Raw genomic sequence first — 18,161 nt, forward strand, 5'->3', positions numbered from 1 at the left:
TTGAATAAATAACTATATCTTGCCATATATTTTAAGCACCAATTTATAGAACCATAGGGGGCGAAACAACACCACCCAGATTAACACTAAGGGAGTTAAAGGAACTGGGCCGATTTCAAGGATCGTAATAATCACAAGAACAATTAAACAGAAAATTCGCATGGGATATATAAGTCAGACGTGAATGCTGCCCTGAAACCTATGAAAATCAGTTTTTAAACATTTTTGGTTTATAAGGCAAATTAGAAATTGATGAACAAAGACCCCATAATTAAGTGGTGCATGGTGTTATTCGTATGTGTCGCATCGTCCAGGTACTGGTTCAAATATCCTGCTTCGGCACGAAAACTTTTGTTGAAAGTCCAGCCGAGACCGGCAAAGGCGCGGTTTTGATCGAACCCAGCCTGGCCACCAGTGGGTGTCGAATTGACTCGCACGAAGAATTCATCCCAAGCGATCAGGCTTAAACGCGGTTCAAATTCCAGAGGATGCATGAATCGAACCATCTGGCGAGGGCGTACCCGGACTTCACTATTATTGCCCGGCAGGAAGTTGCTTTCGACCATCGTCCTGAACATGAAAGTCCCGATGTCGGTGGGCAACACATAGCGGAAAGCGGGCCACACATCTTGTTGGGCGACATAGGCCTTGCCAACATTTTGTGTAGGCAGCCAAGTGTAGCCTGCCCAAATCGTGGCGCGGTCGCTAAGCGAATAACCTGCCGCCACCCGCACCATGCCTTGATACCAATGATCCCAATTGTCATCGAAACGAGATTGGCCTTCCAACCAGACACGGCCCTTTTGCAGCCTTGGGTCGATCACTCCCAAGCTGCCTTCGCCCACAATTTGCAACCAACTACCGGCATCCTGGAGTAAATCGTCCACCGCAAGGGCGGGTGTCGCTGCGCCAAGGGTACTCACAGCCGCTATAGTTATACCTAATGTTTTTATTTGTTTCTTAAACATATCGATGATCTCATTGTTTTCTAATGTTTACTTGTTTTAAACCTCTTACTTTGGTTGCAATCTTTGGACTAATATTTTGAGTGCATTTCATCAAGAGCCGGGAATATTCAATAAAGCTTGGGCATCCCTGTATGACAAAGCATTAGTCGTGCCATATCGATTTTCAGGAGTGTTACCTAAGCTTTAGGGCAAGGCCATTTCTGTCATTTTGATTTGGTCTGTGAGCTGCAAATAGCCTAGAAAAATTCAAGCAGCACATTTTTTGTTCACCCGAATTTTAATAAAAATTAATCAGTTATATACATCGCCCTTGCCCTCTTTGAGAGGCATGGGAGACTCTTAGAAATTTAAAGCAGCGTCTGCGTAACAAAAAAAAGTTGGACGTTAAATGTTGCATCGTAATAACGGATGACTTCTCGGCGGGTAAAGCAAATTGGTTTAAATAAACCAATTAAATGGGTTTATTTGAACCATTGGCCGATTCATAAACTTTCACGGCGAGCAACTGTGCACTAAATACCTAGAAAAATAAGCATGTTATGTGAATAAACCAGTCTGGCATAGGTATTGCTTAACCATAACAGCCATCTTTAAGTAAAACATCTATCTCAGGAGTCGTTCATGTCCAATCCCGTATCAGTTTCGCTGCCTAAAACTGGCGTCCCCGGCCTTATCGAAAATTGGCGTAGCGATTTATTGTCCGGTTTTTTGGTATTCCTCATTGCTTTGCCCTTATGTTTAGGTATTGCTATGGCCTCCGGTTTCCCCCCAATGGCAGGCATTATCACCGCTATTATAGGCGGCTTGGTGGTTTCCAGGCTTAATGGCTCTTTTGTCACCATCAACGGGCCTGCCGCCGGATTGATTGTGGTGATCGTCGATGCCGTGCAATCCCTGGGAGAAGGCGACGCAATGGCGGGCTACCGTTTTACGTTGGCGGCTATCGTTTTTGCAAGCGTTTTACAAATTTTGTTGGGCGTATTCAAAGCCGGAAAACTCAGTGCATTTTTCCCCTCTTCCGTCGTCCACGGCATGTTGGCGACAATCGGGATCATCATCATGGCAAAACAGATTCACACCCTGCTGGGTGTAAAGCCTGCGGCCAAGTCTTTGTTTGGGATAATTGGCGAAATCCCGCATTCCATTGTTGAATTCAATCCAGAAGTAACAATCATTGGCCTTTCAGGCCTGGCATTGTTGATCCTCTGGTCATTTATTAAAAATAAGACCTTAAAAATGATTCCTGCGCCCTTGTTGGTTGTGCTGCTAGGTTTGTGCTTGGAACGGGTTTTCGACCTGGACCACGTCCATAACTATATGTTCTTGCCAGATTTCCAGTTTTTACCACACCATGAATTTACCCTTGGGCCTGCCTTTTTGGTGTCAGTACCGGAACACTTTATGTCAGGATTTTACTTTCCCGATTTTTCCAAAGTTCCGACCTTGGAGTTTTGGGAAGCCGTCGTAACCATTTGGTTGGTCGGTAGCTTGGAAAGCTTATTAAGTGCTTCAGCGGTAGATAAGCTTGATGTTTACAAGCGAAATTCAAATTTGAATAAGGATTTGACCGCCGTTGGCATCGGTAATTTTTTCTCTGGCATGATTGGTGGTTTGCCCATGATAGCGGAAATTGTCCGTAGTTCCGCGAATGTCAACAACGGCGCCAAGACTGGCTGGGCCAATTTTTTCCATGGCGCGTTCCTATTGATATTTGTCGCCTTTTTCCCAACGTTAATACACGAAATTCCGCTTGCTTGCTTGGCGGCATTGTTGGTATTCACAGGCTTCCGTCTCGCTTCACCGAAAGAATTTGGGAAGACGATGGCCGTTGGTTTAGATAATTTTATTTTGTTCGTAGTAACCATAATAGGCATTTTGGCTACCGATTTGTTGGTCGGCGTATTGATTGGGATCGCTGTCAAACTCCTGATGCATATAGCCCGTGGCGTGAAATTGGGCAATCTCTTCTCAATGGCTTACCACGTCAAACAAACCGAAGACAACACCTACCATATAGCGATCAGTGGCGCGGCGGTATTCTCCAACTTCATCACCTTAAAAAGTATGTTATCTGAGTTGCCAAAAAAAAAGGCGGTATTCTTTGACCTGTCCGAAGCTGAATTGATCGACCACACCGTTATGGAGTTTATCCACGACTTTAGTAATGAATATACTCACAATGGCGGGACATGCACTATAGTCGGATTGGACGACCATAAACCGTATTCTGATCACCCGCTGGCTGCACGTAAGAAAAACTTGGTTTGATTTATGGGCCATATCGACCCATAAGGGGACGATATGGCTTTTTTTGTGATGCATAGAACTAAAGTGGCGCAAACAACCCTCACTTCTGGTTCCTTAAGATTTGTGCCGCTACGTTGGGTGAAAGGCGGGCGACTTGCTTTCGATGGCCATCAACGGTAGGGACTACGCCATTCTACTCGTCACCTTTAATTATTACGTACACCATCGTTGCAGAAAAACATGCGCCCATGCCAATGTCGGCTGGATTAAGGTACGAAATCCAGCCTGACCTGTAACTTAATTATACATTTGCCGGGTTTAGCAACCCGGCCTACATTTTGATTGGACAGATTTAAATGGATTTTCTTTTTTAATGGGCTTATCAATGCCAAAAGTATTTATGAATTTAACTTCAGGTTCTTAAAAACTGATATTCCCCTGCACCCAGATTTTTTGGGTGTCGGTATTGAACTTGTCGGCATTGTAATAAGCGTACTTAGCCAAGACCGAATAATGTTTGTCGATTTTCCATAGGGCCTGGAAGTCCCATTCGTCACCATAGTGTTTTTTGCCCGTGTCATCGCTGAAATCATGGTAGACACCGGTCAGGATGACATTCCCCCGGTTAAGCATGACATGCGCGGTGCCGAATACATCACGAATACCGTTAGCGGGGGTAACCAAAAATAAGTCCGCCCAACCTTGGAAAGCATGGTTAGTCCCTAGCGGGGTGTCGAAGGTCTTGTTTAGGCCATAACCGTCAAGTTGTTCAACAGCGCCCTGCAAAGTGACATTGAACGCCGTCAAGCCACCCATAAAATTGTATCGATTTGCGTGATAACCGGTCTTCCCATGACCGTAATCCTGTTGATACGCCCATTCAGCAGTATACATAACCCCTAATTTATCAGTAATTTTATAGGAGTCACCGGGCTTTAACCAATTGGTGAAACGTAAGCCATAAGTCGCACTGGATTTTTCATAGTTTTCTTTTTCGACATAATCCAACCAATAACTGTAGCCAATCGCATTGCCGAAATCGCCGACTTTATAGTTTACGTTTAAGATTGGGGCATTGATATTTTCTTGCGTGGATGTAAAAGTTTGTACATTCCCAATATAACCCGCATTAATCACAAGGCCAAATAGCTGCTGGCTTGTATGGGTAAGCAACACCGAGTCGTATGTGGTTTCCATTTGCCGCCAACCTACGTTGCCGATATAGCGGTCATCGTCGAATTTGATGCGTTGCCGCCCCCCTTTGACTAGCGTGTCTGGGATTCCGTTATAGCTTAACCAAAATTGGTTGAGTTCGCTTTTGTCCGGGTCGGCAATAGTGGAATGTTTCGTATTGAAATTGCGGGTGCTGTTGTAATCTTCCTGGATGGCAAGGTTGCCCTCGTATTCCGCATAACCTTGGAAACCGTAAAACACTGGCGACAATAAGCCGAAACGCAAACGTACTGTATTGCCGTTGGCGGTGTCAGGGTTTCTCGGGGGCGGACTGAGTGTAGAATTTTGGGTCACGTCATCTTGGTTGACATTCTCATAACGGTAATTAAGGTCAACCTTTACTGCACCCTTATTGCCATAATGATAAAAATTCAGTGCATCCTCAACGGATTGGGTCACCCCGACTGCATAAGTCGCAGTGCTGACGAAAACTAACGATATCGAAATCGCCAGTGTAAGTGTACTAAATTTTGACATAGCTATTCCCCTTGGCTGCAAAAGCCATATTTTATAAATTAAATAGTAAATTAACCGCTAGTGCGAATGTTCGCAGTCAGACAAAAACCGCAAAATACTCTCCCGATATTTATAATAATCTGGATGGCCCAACAGGGCTTTCCGTGAACGCGGCCTGGGTAAATCGATATTTTCAATCTTACCAATTTTGGCGTGTGGCCCATTGGTCATCATGATGACACGATCTGCCAACAAGATGGCTTCATCCACGTCATGCGTCACGATAAGCGCAGTTACATGGGTGCGTTCCCAGACTTCCATCAAGACTTCCTGTAATTCCCAGCGGGTGAGCGAATCCAACATGCCGAACGGTTCGTCCAGTAACAGCAACTTAGGCGACAATGCGAACGCTCGGGCAATCCCCACGCGCTGGCGCATCCCATTTGACATGTCGGCGGCCTTTTTTTGCAGGGAATCACCCAAGCCAACTCGGGTTAGGTAATATTCGACAATATCTTCCCGTTCCGCTTTAGTGGCATGGGGATAGACCTTATCGACACCTAACATGACGTTAGCAAATGCCGTCAACCAGGGAAACAGGCTCGGTGCCTGGAAAACCACGCCACGATCAGGGCCTGCGCTATATACTTCGCGGTTATCAAGGAATATTGCCCCTTCCGAAATTGAGTTTAATCCAGCGGCCATGGATAGCACGGTAGACTTACCACAGCCGGAGTGTCCTATGATGGAAATAAATTCGCCTTTTTTGACCCTTAGGTCAAAACCATCGACCACTTTGGTAGTGCTGTTGCCGTCAGGCGTGGGGTATGTTTTGGCAATTTGCGAAAACTCCAGGTAGCGGTAATTGGGTCGGCCCGCATCTTCCTTAACTGGCTTTAACGCAGAACGATCCAGGCTCCAATCATTACTGGTGTTAGGACGGACATTCGGGAGCTTGGTTTGGGTTTGCCCGTCTGATAGTGCCTTTTCCATACCGATATCCATCAAATACTGGGTAATGTCGGCGCGGCATTTCTTGAACACCTCGTTATGGTTGAGTTCAGTGCGGTTTCTGGGACGATCGATGTTGACTATGAAATCCGGCCCCAAGGTGGCATTGGGCCCAGGATTAAGGGGAATCACCCGATCTGCCATATAGATGGCTTCATCGACATCGTTGGTAATCAGGATGACGGTTTTTTTCTCTTGTTCCCAAATTTGCAGGATTTCGTCTTGCAACATCCCCCGTGTCAACGCATCCAACGCACTGAGCGGCTCGTCCAGCAACAGAATATCGGGATTGGCAGCCAGTGCTCGTGCCACATTGACCCGTTGCCGCATACCGCCAGACAGTTCGGCAGGTTTCTTGTCCATTGCCGAGCCCAAGTTAACCATTCTGACATATTTTTCGGTATGGGCTTTGCGTTGGGCGGCAGGCCAATCCTTAAATATTTCATTGACTGCCAACGCAACGTTTTCATACACGGTAAGCCAAGGCATTAGGGAATAATTTTGGAATACCACGCCACGATCCGGGCCAGGCGCATTAATGACCTTGTTTTGTTTCAATACGTCGCCACTATCGGCCTGGATCAACCCCGCTATGGTTGAAATCAAGGTGGTTTTACCGCTGCCTGAAAAACCGACAATAGCGATGAATTCACCTTCTTTGATACGCAGGTTGATATTATGCAAAACAGATGTCTTGGTGTTTCCCGCCCCGTATGATTTGCAGACGTTTTTCAATTCCAACAAAGGAAGAGACACTGATGCCTCGATCGTCTGGTTCATTGCGTTCATTTTTAGGTAGTTCGTCAACGGGATGACAGATGAAGGTTTACGGCCTTTTGAGGGATCAACTGTATCTATCGCTAAATTCATCATCGTTCCCCTTCCTAAAGTTCTCTGCCAAAAGAAAAGATTTTTTGCAGTGTCTGCATAATACGATCAAGAATAAATCCGATAATGCCTATCGTCAGGACTGCGACCATAATGCGGCCTAACGAATTGGAACTGCCATTTTGGAATTCATCCCAAACGAATTTACCAAGCCCTGGGTTTTGCGCCAGCATTTCCGCCGCAATCAATACCATCCAACCCACACCAAGCGACAGGCGCATACCCGTAAAAATAAAAGGCATCGCAGAAGGGATAATGATTTTTTGGATTTGCGTCCCCCAGTTCAGGCGCAACACTTTACCGACATTCACCAAGTCCTTATCTATCGAAGAAACCCCAACGGCGGTATTGATTAAAGTCGGCCACAAAGAACATAAGGTCACGGTAATTGCCGAGGTAATGAATGACTTTTCAAACCAGGAGTCATCATTAGCCACATAGGCCGCACTCACTACTAGGGTAACAATAGGCAACCAAGCTAAAGGCGAAACCGGCTTGAATATCTGGATCAACGGATTGATAGCCGTGTTAATGACCGGGCTCATGCCGCATAACAAACCCAGCGGCACCGCTATCAGCGTAGCTAAAATAAAACCCGTGAACACAGTGTACAAACTGGTGCAGATTTTATCGAAATAAGTAGCGCTGCCGTTATAGGGGCGAACCCTTATTTCGGCATCGGGATTCTCAGTTTTTTCCTTTTGTATGCGTTCTTCCTGACGCACATAAAATTCGGCCTGCTTCTTTCTTTCGGCGCGATGTTCCTCTATCAGCCCCTTCGCTTCATGCCAAACCGCACTCGGCCCAGGTATTGTACCTAGCGAGGTGTTCACCTTTGATGCCGAATAGCCCCAGAAACTCAAGAAAAACAACATGGCTATAATAGGTACGCCCATTATCAGGAATAACTGCCGGATTTGTTGCGTAGGATTTTCCCCAGCGGCTATTTTGACCAAGGGAACGAACCAAGTCAGTCCGGTGAGGTTAAAAAATTTGATGAGTCGGTTGCTCATGAGTGTCACCTTAATTTGTATTCCGAAAAATTCGTCGTATTGTTACCTTTTAAAAAAAATGCATCCTTGCACCAACATAAAATCCGTTCGATACCGCATGAGGAACAACACATACACAACATAAAACTTTGTTTGTCGCTTATCTTACTTTCTTCCACTGGAATCAAGCTTGCAACTCCCTCGCCAGCTAAGTGATTCAGCCGTTTGAGGTTTAACTACAACCATCTAATCTACAATTTTCCCGCCCGTCACTTTTTGCTTGCCTTTTAAGCCGATGGCAAATTTAGTCAAGTAGTCATTGGGCTTAGTGCCATCAAAAGCAATGCCATCTATAAAGTCACTGGAAGTTGGTTTGAAACCGCTCTCGCCTTCAGCCGGAAAGTCACTGGCCTTGGCTTTACCTTCTGCAACCAACGCCTTGGCTGCCATCATGAACACGTCTGGACGATAAACTTTTTTAGCGATGTCAATGTACCAAGAATCCGGTTTTTCTTCGTTAATCATACCCCAGCGGCGCATTTGGGTTAGATTCCAAACCGCATCGCTGTAATAAGGATAGAAGCCATTATGGCGTGCAAAGACGTTGAAATCGGGCAAGTCGCGCTTGTCGCCTTTTTCGTATTCAAACGTGCCGTTCATGCTATTGGCGATGACATCGTAATCCGCGCCAACGTAAGTTTTTTGCGACAGCATTTCCACGCCTTCATTGCGATTTTTGTTGCCTTCGGCATCCAACCAGAGGGAAGCGCGGATCAAGGCTTTAATGACAGCAACGTGCGTTTTAGGGTATTTGTCGGCAAATTCCTTAGTCACCCCAAAAATCTTTTCGGAACTGTTTTTCATCAGTTCATAATCGCTGATGACGGGTACGCCGATGCCTTTGAACACCGCTTGTTGATTCCAAGGTTCGCCCACGCAGTAACCGACTATCGTTCCTGAATCCATCGTCGCAGGCATTTGTGGAGGGGGTGTTACGGACAGCATCGCTTCCGCATTAATCTGGCCCGATGTATCTTGAGGAGGTTCATAAAAGCCCGGATTAATACCACCCGCCGCCAACCAGTAACGCAACTTAAAATTGTGTGTGCCGACCGGAAAGGTCATCGCCATATTGAAGGGCTTGCCTTCGGCCTTATATTTTTCCAATATCGGCTTTAAGGTATCGGCCTTGATGGGGTGTGTGGGCTTTCCGCCCGCCATCGGGATTTGCGGTTTCATCTGCTTCCAGACATCGTTGGAAACCGTGATCGCATCGCCGTTCAAGGTCAGGGTGAATGCGCTGACTATATCCGCTTTGGTGCCGTAGCCTATGGCTGTGCCTAAGGGCAAGGGAGCCAGCATGTGCGCCCCATCGAGTTCACCGCTTACCACCCGATCCAGTAAAACTTTCCAGTTGGCTTGTGCTTCCAGTTGCACCGAAAGCCCTTCCTCGTCGAAAAAGCCTTTTTCAAAAGCGACCGCCAACGGTGCCATATCGGTCAGCTTGATAAAACCGAATTTTAAGCTTTCTTTTTCGAGTTTCTCCGCCGCATTGGCATGAGATGCAAAGGTTAAAGCTGAAACAACAAGCACGGCAGCTGAGAATACATTGGCCAAATTGGTCAGTGCGCGTTTTCTAGTGTGATTCATAAGTTAAAAGTCCTGTATAGAATTTTGAACAAAAAAAAACGTCAATAAACAGGATTGTTAGTGATAACACATCCGTTTAGTTGACGCCTTTGTCAGATTGCTCAGCTGTGAGCTATGAAAAATAGTCCCCAGCATTGGAGCCTACCTTAATTTAAGTAAAGCAGGAGTTATGCCAATATTTTTCATATACCGCCATTAATTTATTAACATTAGCAATAACAATGCGTTAAAAATAGAAAAAGAAAATATTACATGCTAACAGGCTCATTTAGCCATCAAACATAACGATGACTTTGCTCAACAAAAGTGCAGCCGCAGCCGTATTTGCACCAATAAAGCACTTTTCATTCGTAGTGTGATGCGTAATCAGGAAATTTTGCCCGCTTGCAAAGAAATGTTGGCTTCATAAACTCCTTTGCCAATTAGATATGCCAGCCAGTGTTTCCAGAATGCTGACGAGCAATTCTAATGAGAGGCCATCACCACGTTAAAACAAAAATGTCACTATCGCCTTTAACTTGCCTTGTTGGATGACAGGTATCGCCAACATACTGCTCAAGTTATCGAGTTCAGGGTTGTATTCGGTATCTTCAAGATTTCCGGTAATGAGCGGCATGCCAGTCAACCAGACCCGACCCAATGCCCCCGTGCCTTTATTGACAGTAAGGGTTTCAAACATTTCCGCCAAATTATTGCTGTCCTTGCTGTGGCCTTGCCGACAAACCATTTGGTTGCCTTCAGGCACCCAAATTTGGATGCGTTTTGCAATTGGCGTTTCTTTCGCAGACAGGAATGTCATTACATAGGTTTGAGCGCCCTCGTTGCCGACAGGTATGCCAATTCCTGTGGTAATGCTAGCTATTTGTGCATCAGCGGCGCGGGTAAATTCATCCGCCTTGCCGATATCTTCTACTAGTACCGGCATGCCTGTTTCCCAGGCTAGGCCGGGAATACCCTTGCCTTTGGGCATGGATACCAGCCTTGAGATGTTTTCAAAATTTTCCAGTTTCCCATAATAACCATCCATGACGTGCAAGGTATTTTCCTCTCCTTGGTTATTGCACCAGACTTCGATCGCGCCAGCATGGTGCTCATCATCGCCACATAAAAAAAGCACCACGGCCAATAGGAAATCGCCGGAAAAAATCGGCAACGCTATGCCACAAGTCAAACCTGCTTTTTGTGCCGCCACAGTACGTTTAAAATAGGAATGCTCAAATCGTGTCAAAACAATGGGATGCCCTTTGGCCCAAGCTTTGCCGGGCAATCCCTCATCATAGGAAAAGTGTTGTTGCTCGCTTGCGCTTTTAAATTCAGAGAGAGCGCCGTATAGGCCGGAGCCAAATTCTAACTGGGTACGCTCTTTGTCGGGCACCCATATTTCAATTACTTTGATAAACGTCTTCATGGCAAATTGAGTGATTGTTATTTGAGTAATTCAGCCATCGCAATGACATTTCTGGACATCTCGCCAAGGGTGATATTCCTGTCCATCGCCAATTTCCTGAGGGTGTGGTAGGCCTTGTCTTCGGTAAAATTTTGGGTCCTGATCAAGATAGCCTTGGCGCGGTCTATCTGCTTCCTGTCTTCAAGTTGGGTGCGGGCTTCTTCCAAGTCATTTTTCAGTACTTGCGTTTGTTTAAATCGGGATAAAGCGACTTGGATGAGACTATTGAGACGCTGGCTAGTCAAGGGAAAACCGTTAACGACAAAAGCGCTGACTTCGGACTTGATGGCCTTATCAATGATCTCATTGCTCCCGTCATTGGAGAACATGATTATCGGCAAAGGAAATTGCTGGCCTAGCATCCGCAAATCGGCGAATAACTTATCGCATGGCTTATCGGAATTCAATATAACCAAGTCAGGCTTGGATTCCTTAACGAACGACAAAAAAAGAGGGCTATACTGGACTGCCAGCAAATCGATTACGTCGAGATCAGGCATTTTTTCTAGCGAGACACTAGCGGGTTCGCATTCAACTAACAAGACATTCAACATAATATGTCTAATATTTTGCTGGAATAGGTGCGACAATCATTGAGTAGTTACGGTTATTGCGTTCATGATAGTCGTCCTAATTTTCATTTCAGGCATTATCCCAAAGGGCTGCTAAAGTTGCAGCAACCAAAATGAAAAATTGATCCACAAGCCTTACTGAACAGCTACCCTTTAATAGAAAAAACTGACTATCATTAAAAAATGCATCCTTGCATCAATTGAAATCCGTTTTCATTACACGAGGAAGGTATTAATGGTAAAGCAAAAACTGTATCAAATCCTGGTAATTTTCTCCTTATCAAATAAAAACACTTTACCTTTCGAAGCTGAACGATAAGCATTCAGGCCATAACCTATTCATTCTTCAGTATCACCCCTTCCAAAAAAAGTGCATCCTTGCACTAAATCGACATCCAATCTACACGAGGAGGGTTACAACTGGCACAACACTGGAACTTTAGTAATTTTCAAAAGACATACCCAAAACATCATTCAGGCAACTTGCGACCTGTCCATTGAAAGCAATCATCAATGCGATTAATCCTGCGATTACGTATACTTCCGAAACGGTATTTCTCATTACGGCTTTACGGGTTTGAATCATGTTAACCTCAAAGTTAGTTTATTGGGGATTACAAATAAGGTTGCGAGGCAGGGTCAAACTTAAATTTAACGCTCACTCATAATCCGTTTATTATTGACCATGCATACAACGCGCCAATTTAATAAAATCCTAACAACATTTATATTTTAGTCTTTATTTACAATGGACTAAACGACGCTTTTGGTTAAGATAGAAAATTTAAACTCGTGATGCCGTTGCATTGATTATGTGCGGCGGATAATTAGAACGCACCAATTTGGCAAATTTTTTAAGCATCCATCCGATTGCGGGAATCCCTTGATTTAAGGTTTCTTTACAAAATTGCACCATATTTGCTATTCTTTAGGCTTGTGTTGCACTTACATGATCCATGTAACGCTGATTAACGCCAAGATTTGGCTACATGAGTGATTAGGTATCCCAACAATCCACTTTAAGACCTGGCCAGGTCCATCTTGATTGTTATTTTTTATCATAATTAAAATTAAGGTAACTCCACAATGAAACAACAAAAAGTGAACCCTGCCCAGAGCCGGCCCAACAAGCTGAAACTGCTTGCGCTACTTTTTATAGCCGGGCTTTTGTTGACACCCCCAGTAACTGCTGAAGTGACCCTTGGGGTGTTTGCTGGACAATCATTTGTCGACAATGGTGATTTAAACTTGACGCAAGGAAACACCAACCTGAATTACAAAAATGTCAGCTGGGATGACAAATCGTTCGAGTCCCCTATTTTTTATGGCGCACGAATTGGTTATTGGTTTAATGATGCCCCAAACTGGGGAGTTTCCGTTGATTACAGCCATCTTAAGAATTATGTCGTTGACAGTGGGACTGTCGCGGTCAATGGTGTCCAAAACGGTATCCCATTTAACGGCAATGTCCCTATAAATAGCACGAATCTTGAAAGTTTCAATATGTCCCACGGTTTGAACACCATTACGTTCAATGGCCAATATCGCTGGTTTCCTGCGGGGCAACGTGATCAAACCTTACTGGGGCGTATGCAACTCTACTCCGGCTTAGGGGCAGGGTTTAGTGTCCCGCACGTAGAAGCGGTCGTAAAAGGCGTAAGGACGTACGAATATCAAGCAGGGGCAGGCCCTGTCGTCAATGGCATGTTAGGGGTTAACTACGACATTTATAGTTTTATCTCTGGGTTTGCCGAATACAAGCTGACTTACGCTGATGTGGAAGACGATTTGAAAGGTGGCGGCACCATCAACACCGAAACAGTCAACCATCAATTGATTTTCGGTCTGGCAGCGCACTTCGACCTTTAAGCTGATTTCAACTTACGCACGAATATTGATTTGTGCGTAAGCCGTTGTATTTTTAAGGACAGAAACAGAGGCTTGTCATCTAGCGTTGTCGTTGTAGCGAGCCTCTCGATTACGATAATCCTCGCGCTCATACCAACCGTAGTAAACAAGCCACGCCACAAAAAACACCAAGTAACCGGACCATAAAATATCCGAAAGGAAATGACCGCCCGCCATCATCCGCGTCAAAGCCATCACCATCGCAAACAAAATCGTTAAGGTGAAATAAAATGCCTTGCGCTTGCGCGACAAAAAATACAGCATAAAAAACATGAAGCCAACCGAGCAATGTCCGCAAGGAAATGATTTGTCAGGCGTATTGCCTATTTTCAACGGTGGGACGTAAGTATACTGACCACCAAATTCGCTGGTGTGCAAAGGCCTTGGTCGCGCCCAGTGATCCTTAAAGACTAGGTTGATGACCAATCCTGGACCCAACGCAATGACTAAAACGATATAGATTGAAGGCCGTTGCAACGGCATTAATTTTGGAAATACATAGCCGGAAACCGCGGCAAGCAATGCGCCCATCGCGATGGTGACGGTAAAGACCGTCGCATAACGAAATAAATTGTCCCAGAGCCAGCCATGCTGCAAAGGCCAGACATTAGCGCCATTACTTGGCCGATAAAATAACTCAGCGACCCGTTGGTCGAGATCGCTCAACCAGAATACCGGGGTAGTAACGCAGATTAATAACAACAGGATGAGCAGTTCATTCCAACGTCGTCCCAGTTTAGCGAAAATCATTCTTCTCCCTTAGTTATTTTTGCCAGTTCCGGCCATGACCTTAGCGATTCCCCCAAGTACAAGTGGTAACGGCTCTTAATGTTCATGGGGTTGGCAATTGTGCCCACTTCATGAAAACGCTGGAATGCAGATTTTAAGGCAGAAGGCACTTCCGTTTCTTTTTGTTCACCGACAATGAAAGCCGTTTTTCCGACAGCGTCTTTAGGCCCGCCCCAAACCTCATATTGCGAAGCTACCTGGCCGCTCTCTTCGTAACGGTACACGTCAGGGTGGTCGGGCAGATAAAAAGCCAATTGGCCTGCCAAAAAGCGGTGTCCCAGGGCAACCACCAGCGTACCCTCGGTATTGGGCAGTATTTCTCTACGTGCCGACCCAATGGATTCTGACACTTCCTGCCAGTGCCTGAACCGGGCAGTTGGGTCAATCAGCGTATTATGCAGGTTAAAAGCCGATATCAGCATGGGCAGCGCGTAGGTTAGCGATACCATTAGGTAGCCCAGTGCGATGCCTATTTTAAGCGATTTCTCCCATGCGCCGGACAAGAATTGACCGCTTAACAAAATCAGCGCACTAAAATAAAAAGGCATGGACCAGTTGCCCTGCACTTTCTGCACTAGACCCAACAACAGGATACCCAGCAATAACACAGGGCCCATCAGTATCAAAAACTGTTCTTCAGGGCTTAAGCGGGTAAGCCGAGAGCTTGCCTTTAAAGACATGGCCAAAATTATAACGAAAAGCACAGGTGAAACCAGCAACAATTGGTATAACAGGAATGAACCCGCTTGCCCTATCCAAGCTGTGAACGTAAGCGCTTCTTTAATGCCGAAATGCCCTTTACTATGACCGAACATGACCCAGTCATGTTGCTGATTCCACCATATGATAGGCAGCGAGCTCACAACCACTGGGAGCAAATACCATAAAAACTCGCGCTTGAATAAAGGATGCCGTTGTCGGTCTAGCAACAGGTAACAAACCAGCATCAACGGTATCAGCAACGCAACCTGCTTGCTGAGCAGTGCGCCCCCCGTTGACACACCAGCCCAAAACCAGGCACTTTTTTGGTGGTCGAATAACGCCCTGCGTAAATAGTAAAGGCTCATCATCCAGAAGCAATAAAGCGGTGGATCGATCGTCATGACGAAGTTGGCCAGGATATTGAACGGCATCGCCAATATTAATGCGACCGCCAATGCCCCTGCTTTAGGCGAATAAAATGCTTTGGCCGTCGCATAGAGGTAGGCCAGAAAAATAGTACCCAGGACAACCGTCGGCATTCGCACCACGGCGGTATAATCTCCGCCCAAGCCGGTAGATAGGGCGATCAGCCACGCCACCATCGGCGGCTTACTGTAATAACACCAGTCCGGCCTGCGCGACCAATCCCAGTAATAACTTTCATCGCCGATTAAATCCAGGCCATTGCAAAAAAGATAGCCTACCCGCAATACAAAAATGCCGGTCAACACCGGCACGAAATAACGATTGATGAAGTTTAAAAGATTTTCTAGCATCAGAAAGCAGCCACAATAACAATACGAATTATGATAACGCTAAATGCGCCATTCCAAATAAAAAGATCGGCAATATAAATGCCCGATAGGAATATACAAGCAGGTTAAACCTCAATCTTTTGGTATAAATATAAGGTGTCGTCAGGAGGTTTCTAAAATAGGTTACCCCAACACCATAAGTCGAAATCCAGGGTTGGGCAAGGACACCCATAGTTATCTAAGCGTTTTTTGTAATTTCAAAAAACGGTAAGTAAAACTGACGGCAGCGTCATCCAGCACATCTTCACGTTCAACTTCAGCCCAGTTTTTGCAGTCAAAATTGGGGAAAAACGTATCACCGTCAAAAACCTGGTTAATCCGCGTGATATACAAGGTATCGGCAAAGGGTAATGTCGATTCGTACAGCGCAGCCCCTCCAATCACAAACGCTTCATCGGCCAATTGGCAAGCGCGACTGACAGCGGTTTCCACACTGTCAACCACAATGCAGCCTTCCGCTTTGTAAGCAGGATTTCTGCTGACGATTATGTTGGTGCGCCCAGGCAAAGGGCGCATGATAGACTCAAAGGTAAGCCTGCCCATAATAATCGGATATCCCATCGTAATTTGTTTGAAGCGCTTAAGGTCGGCGGACAAATGCCAAGGCATTTGCCCCCCAAGGCCGATGGTGTGGTTGCTGGACATGGCGACGATGAGCGATATTTTCATTTGAATGGTTAGGCGGCTTTGCTATGCTTGTCGTACATTGAATATCATCGCATCATACTATGAAAAAGATTCTACTTGTGTTTACTGGCGGCACAATCGGCTCGGCAGCGGCTAACGGCACGATCAGGCCCTCCGACAATGCGCCGTACAAATTGTTGCACCTTTTTCAAGACCAGTACGGCGATGCCGCAACCATCCAATTTGAAACCTTGCAGCCCATCCAAATCTTAAGCGAAAATCTTGCACCTGCTGCCTGGAAAATTATCATAGAGGCTATCGAATCCGCACAACCCGATAAATATGATGGCATTATCGTCACCCACGGCACAGACACCTTGGCGTATACGGCAGCGGCACTGAGCTTTTATTTTGGTGCCTTGGCCTTACCCGTGTTATTGGTCTCCAGCGATTACCCATTAGATAACCCCAAAGCTAACGGCTTGGCAAATTTTATCTGCGCGGTTGAGTTTATCAAGCAACACTTAGCCGTAGGCGTTTTCGTGCCTTATCGCAATGCAGGGCAAGCCATGCAAATCCATCTCGGCTCACGCTTGACGTGTTCTTTGCAATTGAGCGGGGATTTTTACAGCGTCCAGGGCAAAAGTCTTATGCTGTTTGACGGACAGCATTTCACGCCCGTTGATACCGCTTTGATCGACTCTTGCAAATCAACAGAACAAGATTGCCGCAATACCGCTGCAAGTGATTTCAACTTACTTATGCCCACGTTTTCCAGCCGTATCCTGATGGTAAAGCCTTATCCTGGGCTGGATTACAGCCATTTTAACTTGACTGCTGTCGATGCGGTCCTGCACGATTTGTATCATTCCGGCACCGCTTGCAGCACAGGACGATGGGGCGAGAAACACTCGCTCCTTGCGTTTATAACTCGCTGTCGCGACAATAAAATTCCTGTTTATCTCGCCCCAGCCATTCAATCAGAAAATGCTTACCAAAGTACCCGAGAATTGATTGGACAAGGCGCAGAAACCGTTTGGGATATGTCGATTGAAGCCGCTTATGTCAAGCTGATGCTGGCTTACGGCAATTTTACCGAACCCGGAAAGATAAATAATTTTCTTCATGGGAACATCGCGTTTGAGCATATTTAAAGCTATTGCCGAAATTTCTCATCCTCATCCGATAAGGCGTCAACGATTTGGGCATATTCCGCAAACTTTGGCCTGTACAAATACAAGCCTAAAACCGCAAGTCCCGTGAATATGTAGAGGGTATTGAAATCGTCGCCCAACATAAACATTACAAAACCCAGAACCCCAACGCCCTCAACCAACATCATCGAAACGACAACAGTCAGCAGATAACGACTTTTTGCCGATTTGTTGCCCGGTATCGTTTGGTTTAGCCTGAGTTGGATATGCCGAATCAAGTTAGTGATGGGGAAAACCACAATCGCTATCGCATAAAATACGCTCCTGATGAAAATGCGCCGATCCTCCGGCAACGGGTCTTGCAATGCATGCCCGAATTGATGGCAGATGAACAAGTAAACCATCAGTGCCAGTAGCATGATGCCCACAACAAACCAATGGGGGGACAGTTCGCTATTCTCGATTTTCAATGAATTTACGCTCGCAAAGTTTTGTCGCCAAAATTATATACGTTTAGGCCGATACAAAGATAAAAACCAAGAAATTTAAACTTGCCTAAGCTGTGAATATTTTCACATTTTTTGAGTGCAATGGTTCACTACCATAAATTTCAAATTAACTTAAAGTGGATGTGCATTGAAAATCAATGGCGGCAAGATGAGTCGTGGCAATCCCATTGATTTTATTGACGGGCTAGAATGC

14 protein-coding genes are annotated in these 18,161 nt (G+C 45.6%); 3 read left to right on the forward strand and 11 right to left on the reverse strand.

Annotated elements, in window-relative coordinates:
• Positions 1 to 242: 242 nt before the first annotated feature.
• Entirely contained in the window at positions 243 to 968 is a 726-nt protein-coding gene (locus MGMO_RS10605; RefSeq protein WP_023495049.1) for a DUF2490 domain-containing protein, read from the reverse strand.
• 621 nt (positions 969 to 1,589) lie between these two features.
• On the opposite strand from MGMO_RS10605, the gene MGMO_RS10610 reads away from it, so the two are divergent.
• Positions 1,590 to 3,236 (forward strand): SulP family inorganic anion transporter, encoded by a 1,647-nt coding sequence (locus MGMO_RS10610; RefSeq protein WP_023495050.1) that lies wholly within the window; start codon positions 1,590 to 1,592, stop codon positions 3,234 to 3,236.
• A gap of 399 nt (positions 3,237 to 3,635) precedes the next feature.
• Here MGMO_RS10610 and MGMO_RS10615 read toward each other — a convergent pair whose 3' ends face one another.
• From MGMO_RS10615 to MGMO_RS10640, 6 genes are all read right to left on the reverse strand, one after another.
• Positions 3,636 to 4,925, reverse strand: a complete 1,290-nt coding sequence (locus MGMO_RS10615; protein ID WP_023495051.1) for an alginate export family protein — start codon at positions 4,923 to 4,925, stop codon at positions 3,636 to 3,638.
• A gap of 57 nt (positions 4,926 to 4,982) precedes the next feature.
• Positions 4,983 to 6,704, reverse strand: a complete 1,722-nt coding sequence (locus MGMO_RS10620; protein WP_200922730.1) for an ABC transporter ATP-binding protein — start codon at positions 6,702 to 6,704, stop codon at positions 4,983 to 4,985.
• Positions 6,705 to 6,799: 95 nt separating this feature from the next.
• Positions 6,800 to 7,816 (reverse strand): ABC transporter permease, encoded by a 1,017-nt coding sequence (locus tag MGMO_RS10625; protein ID WP_023495053.1) that lies wholly within the window; start codon positions 7,814 to 7,816, stop codon positions 6,800 to 6,802.
• Positions 7,817 to 8,041: 225 nt separating this feature from the next.
• Entirely contained in the window at positions 8,042 to 9,445 is a 1,404-nt protein-coding gene (locus tag MGMO_RS10630) for a CmpA/NrtA family ABC transporter substrate-binding protein (RefSeq protein ID WP_023495054.1), read from the reverse strand.
• A 487-nt stretch (positions 9,446 to 9,932) separates the two neighbouring features.
• The gene (locus MGMO_RS10635; RefSeq protein WP_023495055.1) at positions 9,933 to 10,853 is read right to left on the reverse strand and encodes a GAF domain-containing protein; all 921 of its coding nucleotides are present in this window, start codon (positions 10,851 to 10,853) and stop codon (positions 9,933 to 9,935) included.
• Positions 10,854 to 10,870: 17 nt separating this feature from the next.
• Positions 10,871 to 11,446 carry an ANTAR domain-containing response regulator gene (locus tag MGMO_RS10640; RefSeq protein WP_023495056.1) on the reverse strand — a complete coding sequence of 192 codons (576 nt, stop codon included), beginning with the start codon at positions 11,444 to 11,446 and terminating at the stop codon, positions 10,871 to 10,873.
• A gap of 1,104 nt (positions 11,447 to 12,550) precedes the next feature.
• On the opposite strand from MGMO_RS10640, the gene MGMO_RS10645 reads away from it, so the two are divergent.
• Positions 12,551 to 13,333, forward strand: coding sequence for an outer membrane beta-barrel protein (locus tag MGMO_RS10645; protein ID WP_023495058.1), 783 nt, complete (start codon positions 12,551 to 12,553; stop codon positions 13,331 to 13,333).
• A gap of 75 nt (positions 13,334 to 13,408) precedes the next feature.
• On the opposite strand, the gene MGMO_RS10650 is transcribed toward MGMO_RS10645, so the two are convergent.
• The 3 genes from MGMO_RS10650 to MGMO_RS10660 form a co-directional block, all read right to left on the reverse strand.
• On the reverse strand, positions 13,409 to 14,122 hold the full coding sequence (locus MGMO_RS10650; RefSeq protein ID WP_023495059.1) for a phosphatase PAP2 family protein: 714 nt from the start codon (positions 14,120 to 14,122) through the stop codon (positions 13,409 to 13,411).
• On the reverse strand, positions 14,119 to 15,639 hold the full coding sequence (locus tag MGMO_RS10655) for an ArnT family glycosyltransferase (protein ID WP_023495060.1): 1,521 nt from the start codon (positions 15,637 to 15,639) through the stop codon (positions 14,119 to 14,121). Before MGMO_RS10655 ends, MGMO_RS10650 begins: the two co-directional genes overlap by 4 nt.
• A 213-nt stretch (positions 15,640 to 15,852) precedes the next feature.
• Entirely contained in the window at positions 15,853 to 16,347 is a 495-nt protein-coding gene (locus MGMO_RS10660; protein WP_023495061.1) for a dihydrofolate reductase, read from the reverse strand.
• Positions 16,348 to 16,406: 59 nt separating this feature from the next.
• Between MGMO_RS10660 and MGMO_RS10665 the strand changes: the two genes are divergently transcribed.
• On the forward strand, positions 16,407 to 17,459 hold the full coding sequence (locus MGMO_RS10665) for an asparaginase (RefSeq protein WP_023495062.1): 1,053 nt from the start codon (positions 16,407 to 16,409) through the stop codon (positions 17,457 to 17,459).
• Between the two features lie 2 nt (positions 17,460 to 17,461).
• Here MGMO_RS10665 and MGMO_RS10670 read toward each other — a convergent pair whose 3' ends face one another.
• Complete coding sequence (locus MGMO_RS10670) at positions 17,462 to 17,929, reverse strand: hypothetical protein (RefSeq protein ID WP_023495063.1); 468 nt, start codon at positions 17,927 to 17,929, stop codon at positions 17,462 to 17,464.
• Positions 17,930 to 18,161 lie beyond the last annotated feature (232 nt).

The organism is Methyloglobulus morosus KoM1 (genome assembly GCF_000496735.2).
GTDB lineage: Bacteria > Pseudomonadota > Gammaproteobacteria > Methylococcales > Methylomonadaceae > Methyloglobulus > Methyloglobulus morosus.

Coding starts and splice junctions, on each gene's coding strand:
- MGMO_RS10605 (WP_023495049.1), bottom strand. CDS start 968: ATGTTTAAGAAACAAATAAAAACATTAGGTATAACTATAGCGGCTGTG.
- MGMO_RS10610 (WP_023495050.1), top strand. CDS start 1,590: ATGTCCAATCCCGTATCAGTTTCGCTGCCTAAAACTGGCGTCCCCGGC.
- MGMO_RS10615 (WP_023495051.1), bottom strand. CDS start 4,925: ATGTCAAAATTTAGTACACTTACACTGGCGATTTCGATATCGTTAGTT.
- MGMO_RS10620 (WP_200922730.1), bottom strand. CDS start 6,704: ATGAACGCAATGAACCAGACGATCGAGGCATCAGTGTCTCTTCCTTTG.
- MGMO_RS10625 (WP_023495053.1), bottom strand. CDS start 7,816: ATGAGCAACCGACTCATCAAATTTTTTAACCTCACCGGACTGACTTGG.
- MGMO_RS10630 (WP_023495054.1), bottom strand. CDS start 9,445: ATGAATCACACTAGAAAACGCGCACTGACCAATTTGGCCAATGTATTC.
- MGMO_RS10635 (WP_023495055.1), bottom strand. CDS start 10,853: ATGAAGACGTTTATCAAAGTAATTGAAATATGGGTGCCCGACAAAGAG.
- MGMO_RS10640 (WP_023495056.1), bottom strand. CDS start 11,446: ATGTTGAATGTCTTGTTAGTTGAATGCGAACCCGCTAGTGTCTCGCTA.
- MGMO_RS10645 (WP_023495058.1), top strand. CDS start 12,551: ATGAAACAACAAAAAGTGAACCCTGCCCAGAGCCGGCCCAACAAGCTG.
- MGMO_RS10650 (WP_023495059.1), bottom strand. CDS start 14,122: ATGATTTTCGCTAAACTGGGACGACGTTGGAATGAACTGCTCATCCTG.
- MGMO_RS10655 (WP_023495060.1), bottom strand. CDS start 15,639: ATGCTAGAAAATCTTTTAAACTTCATCAATCGTTATTTCGTGCCGGTG.
- MGMO_RS10660 (WP_023495061.1), bottom strand. CDS start 16,347: ATGAAAATATCGCTCATCGTCGCCATGTCCAGCAACCACACCATCGGC.
- MGMO_RS10665 (WP_023495062.1), top strand. CDS start 16,407: ATGAAAAAGATTCTACTTGTGTTTACTGGCGGCACAATCGGCTCGGCA.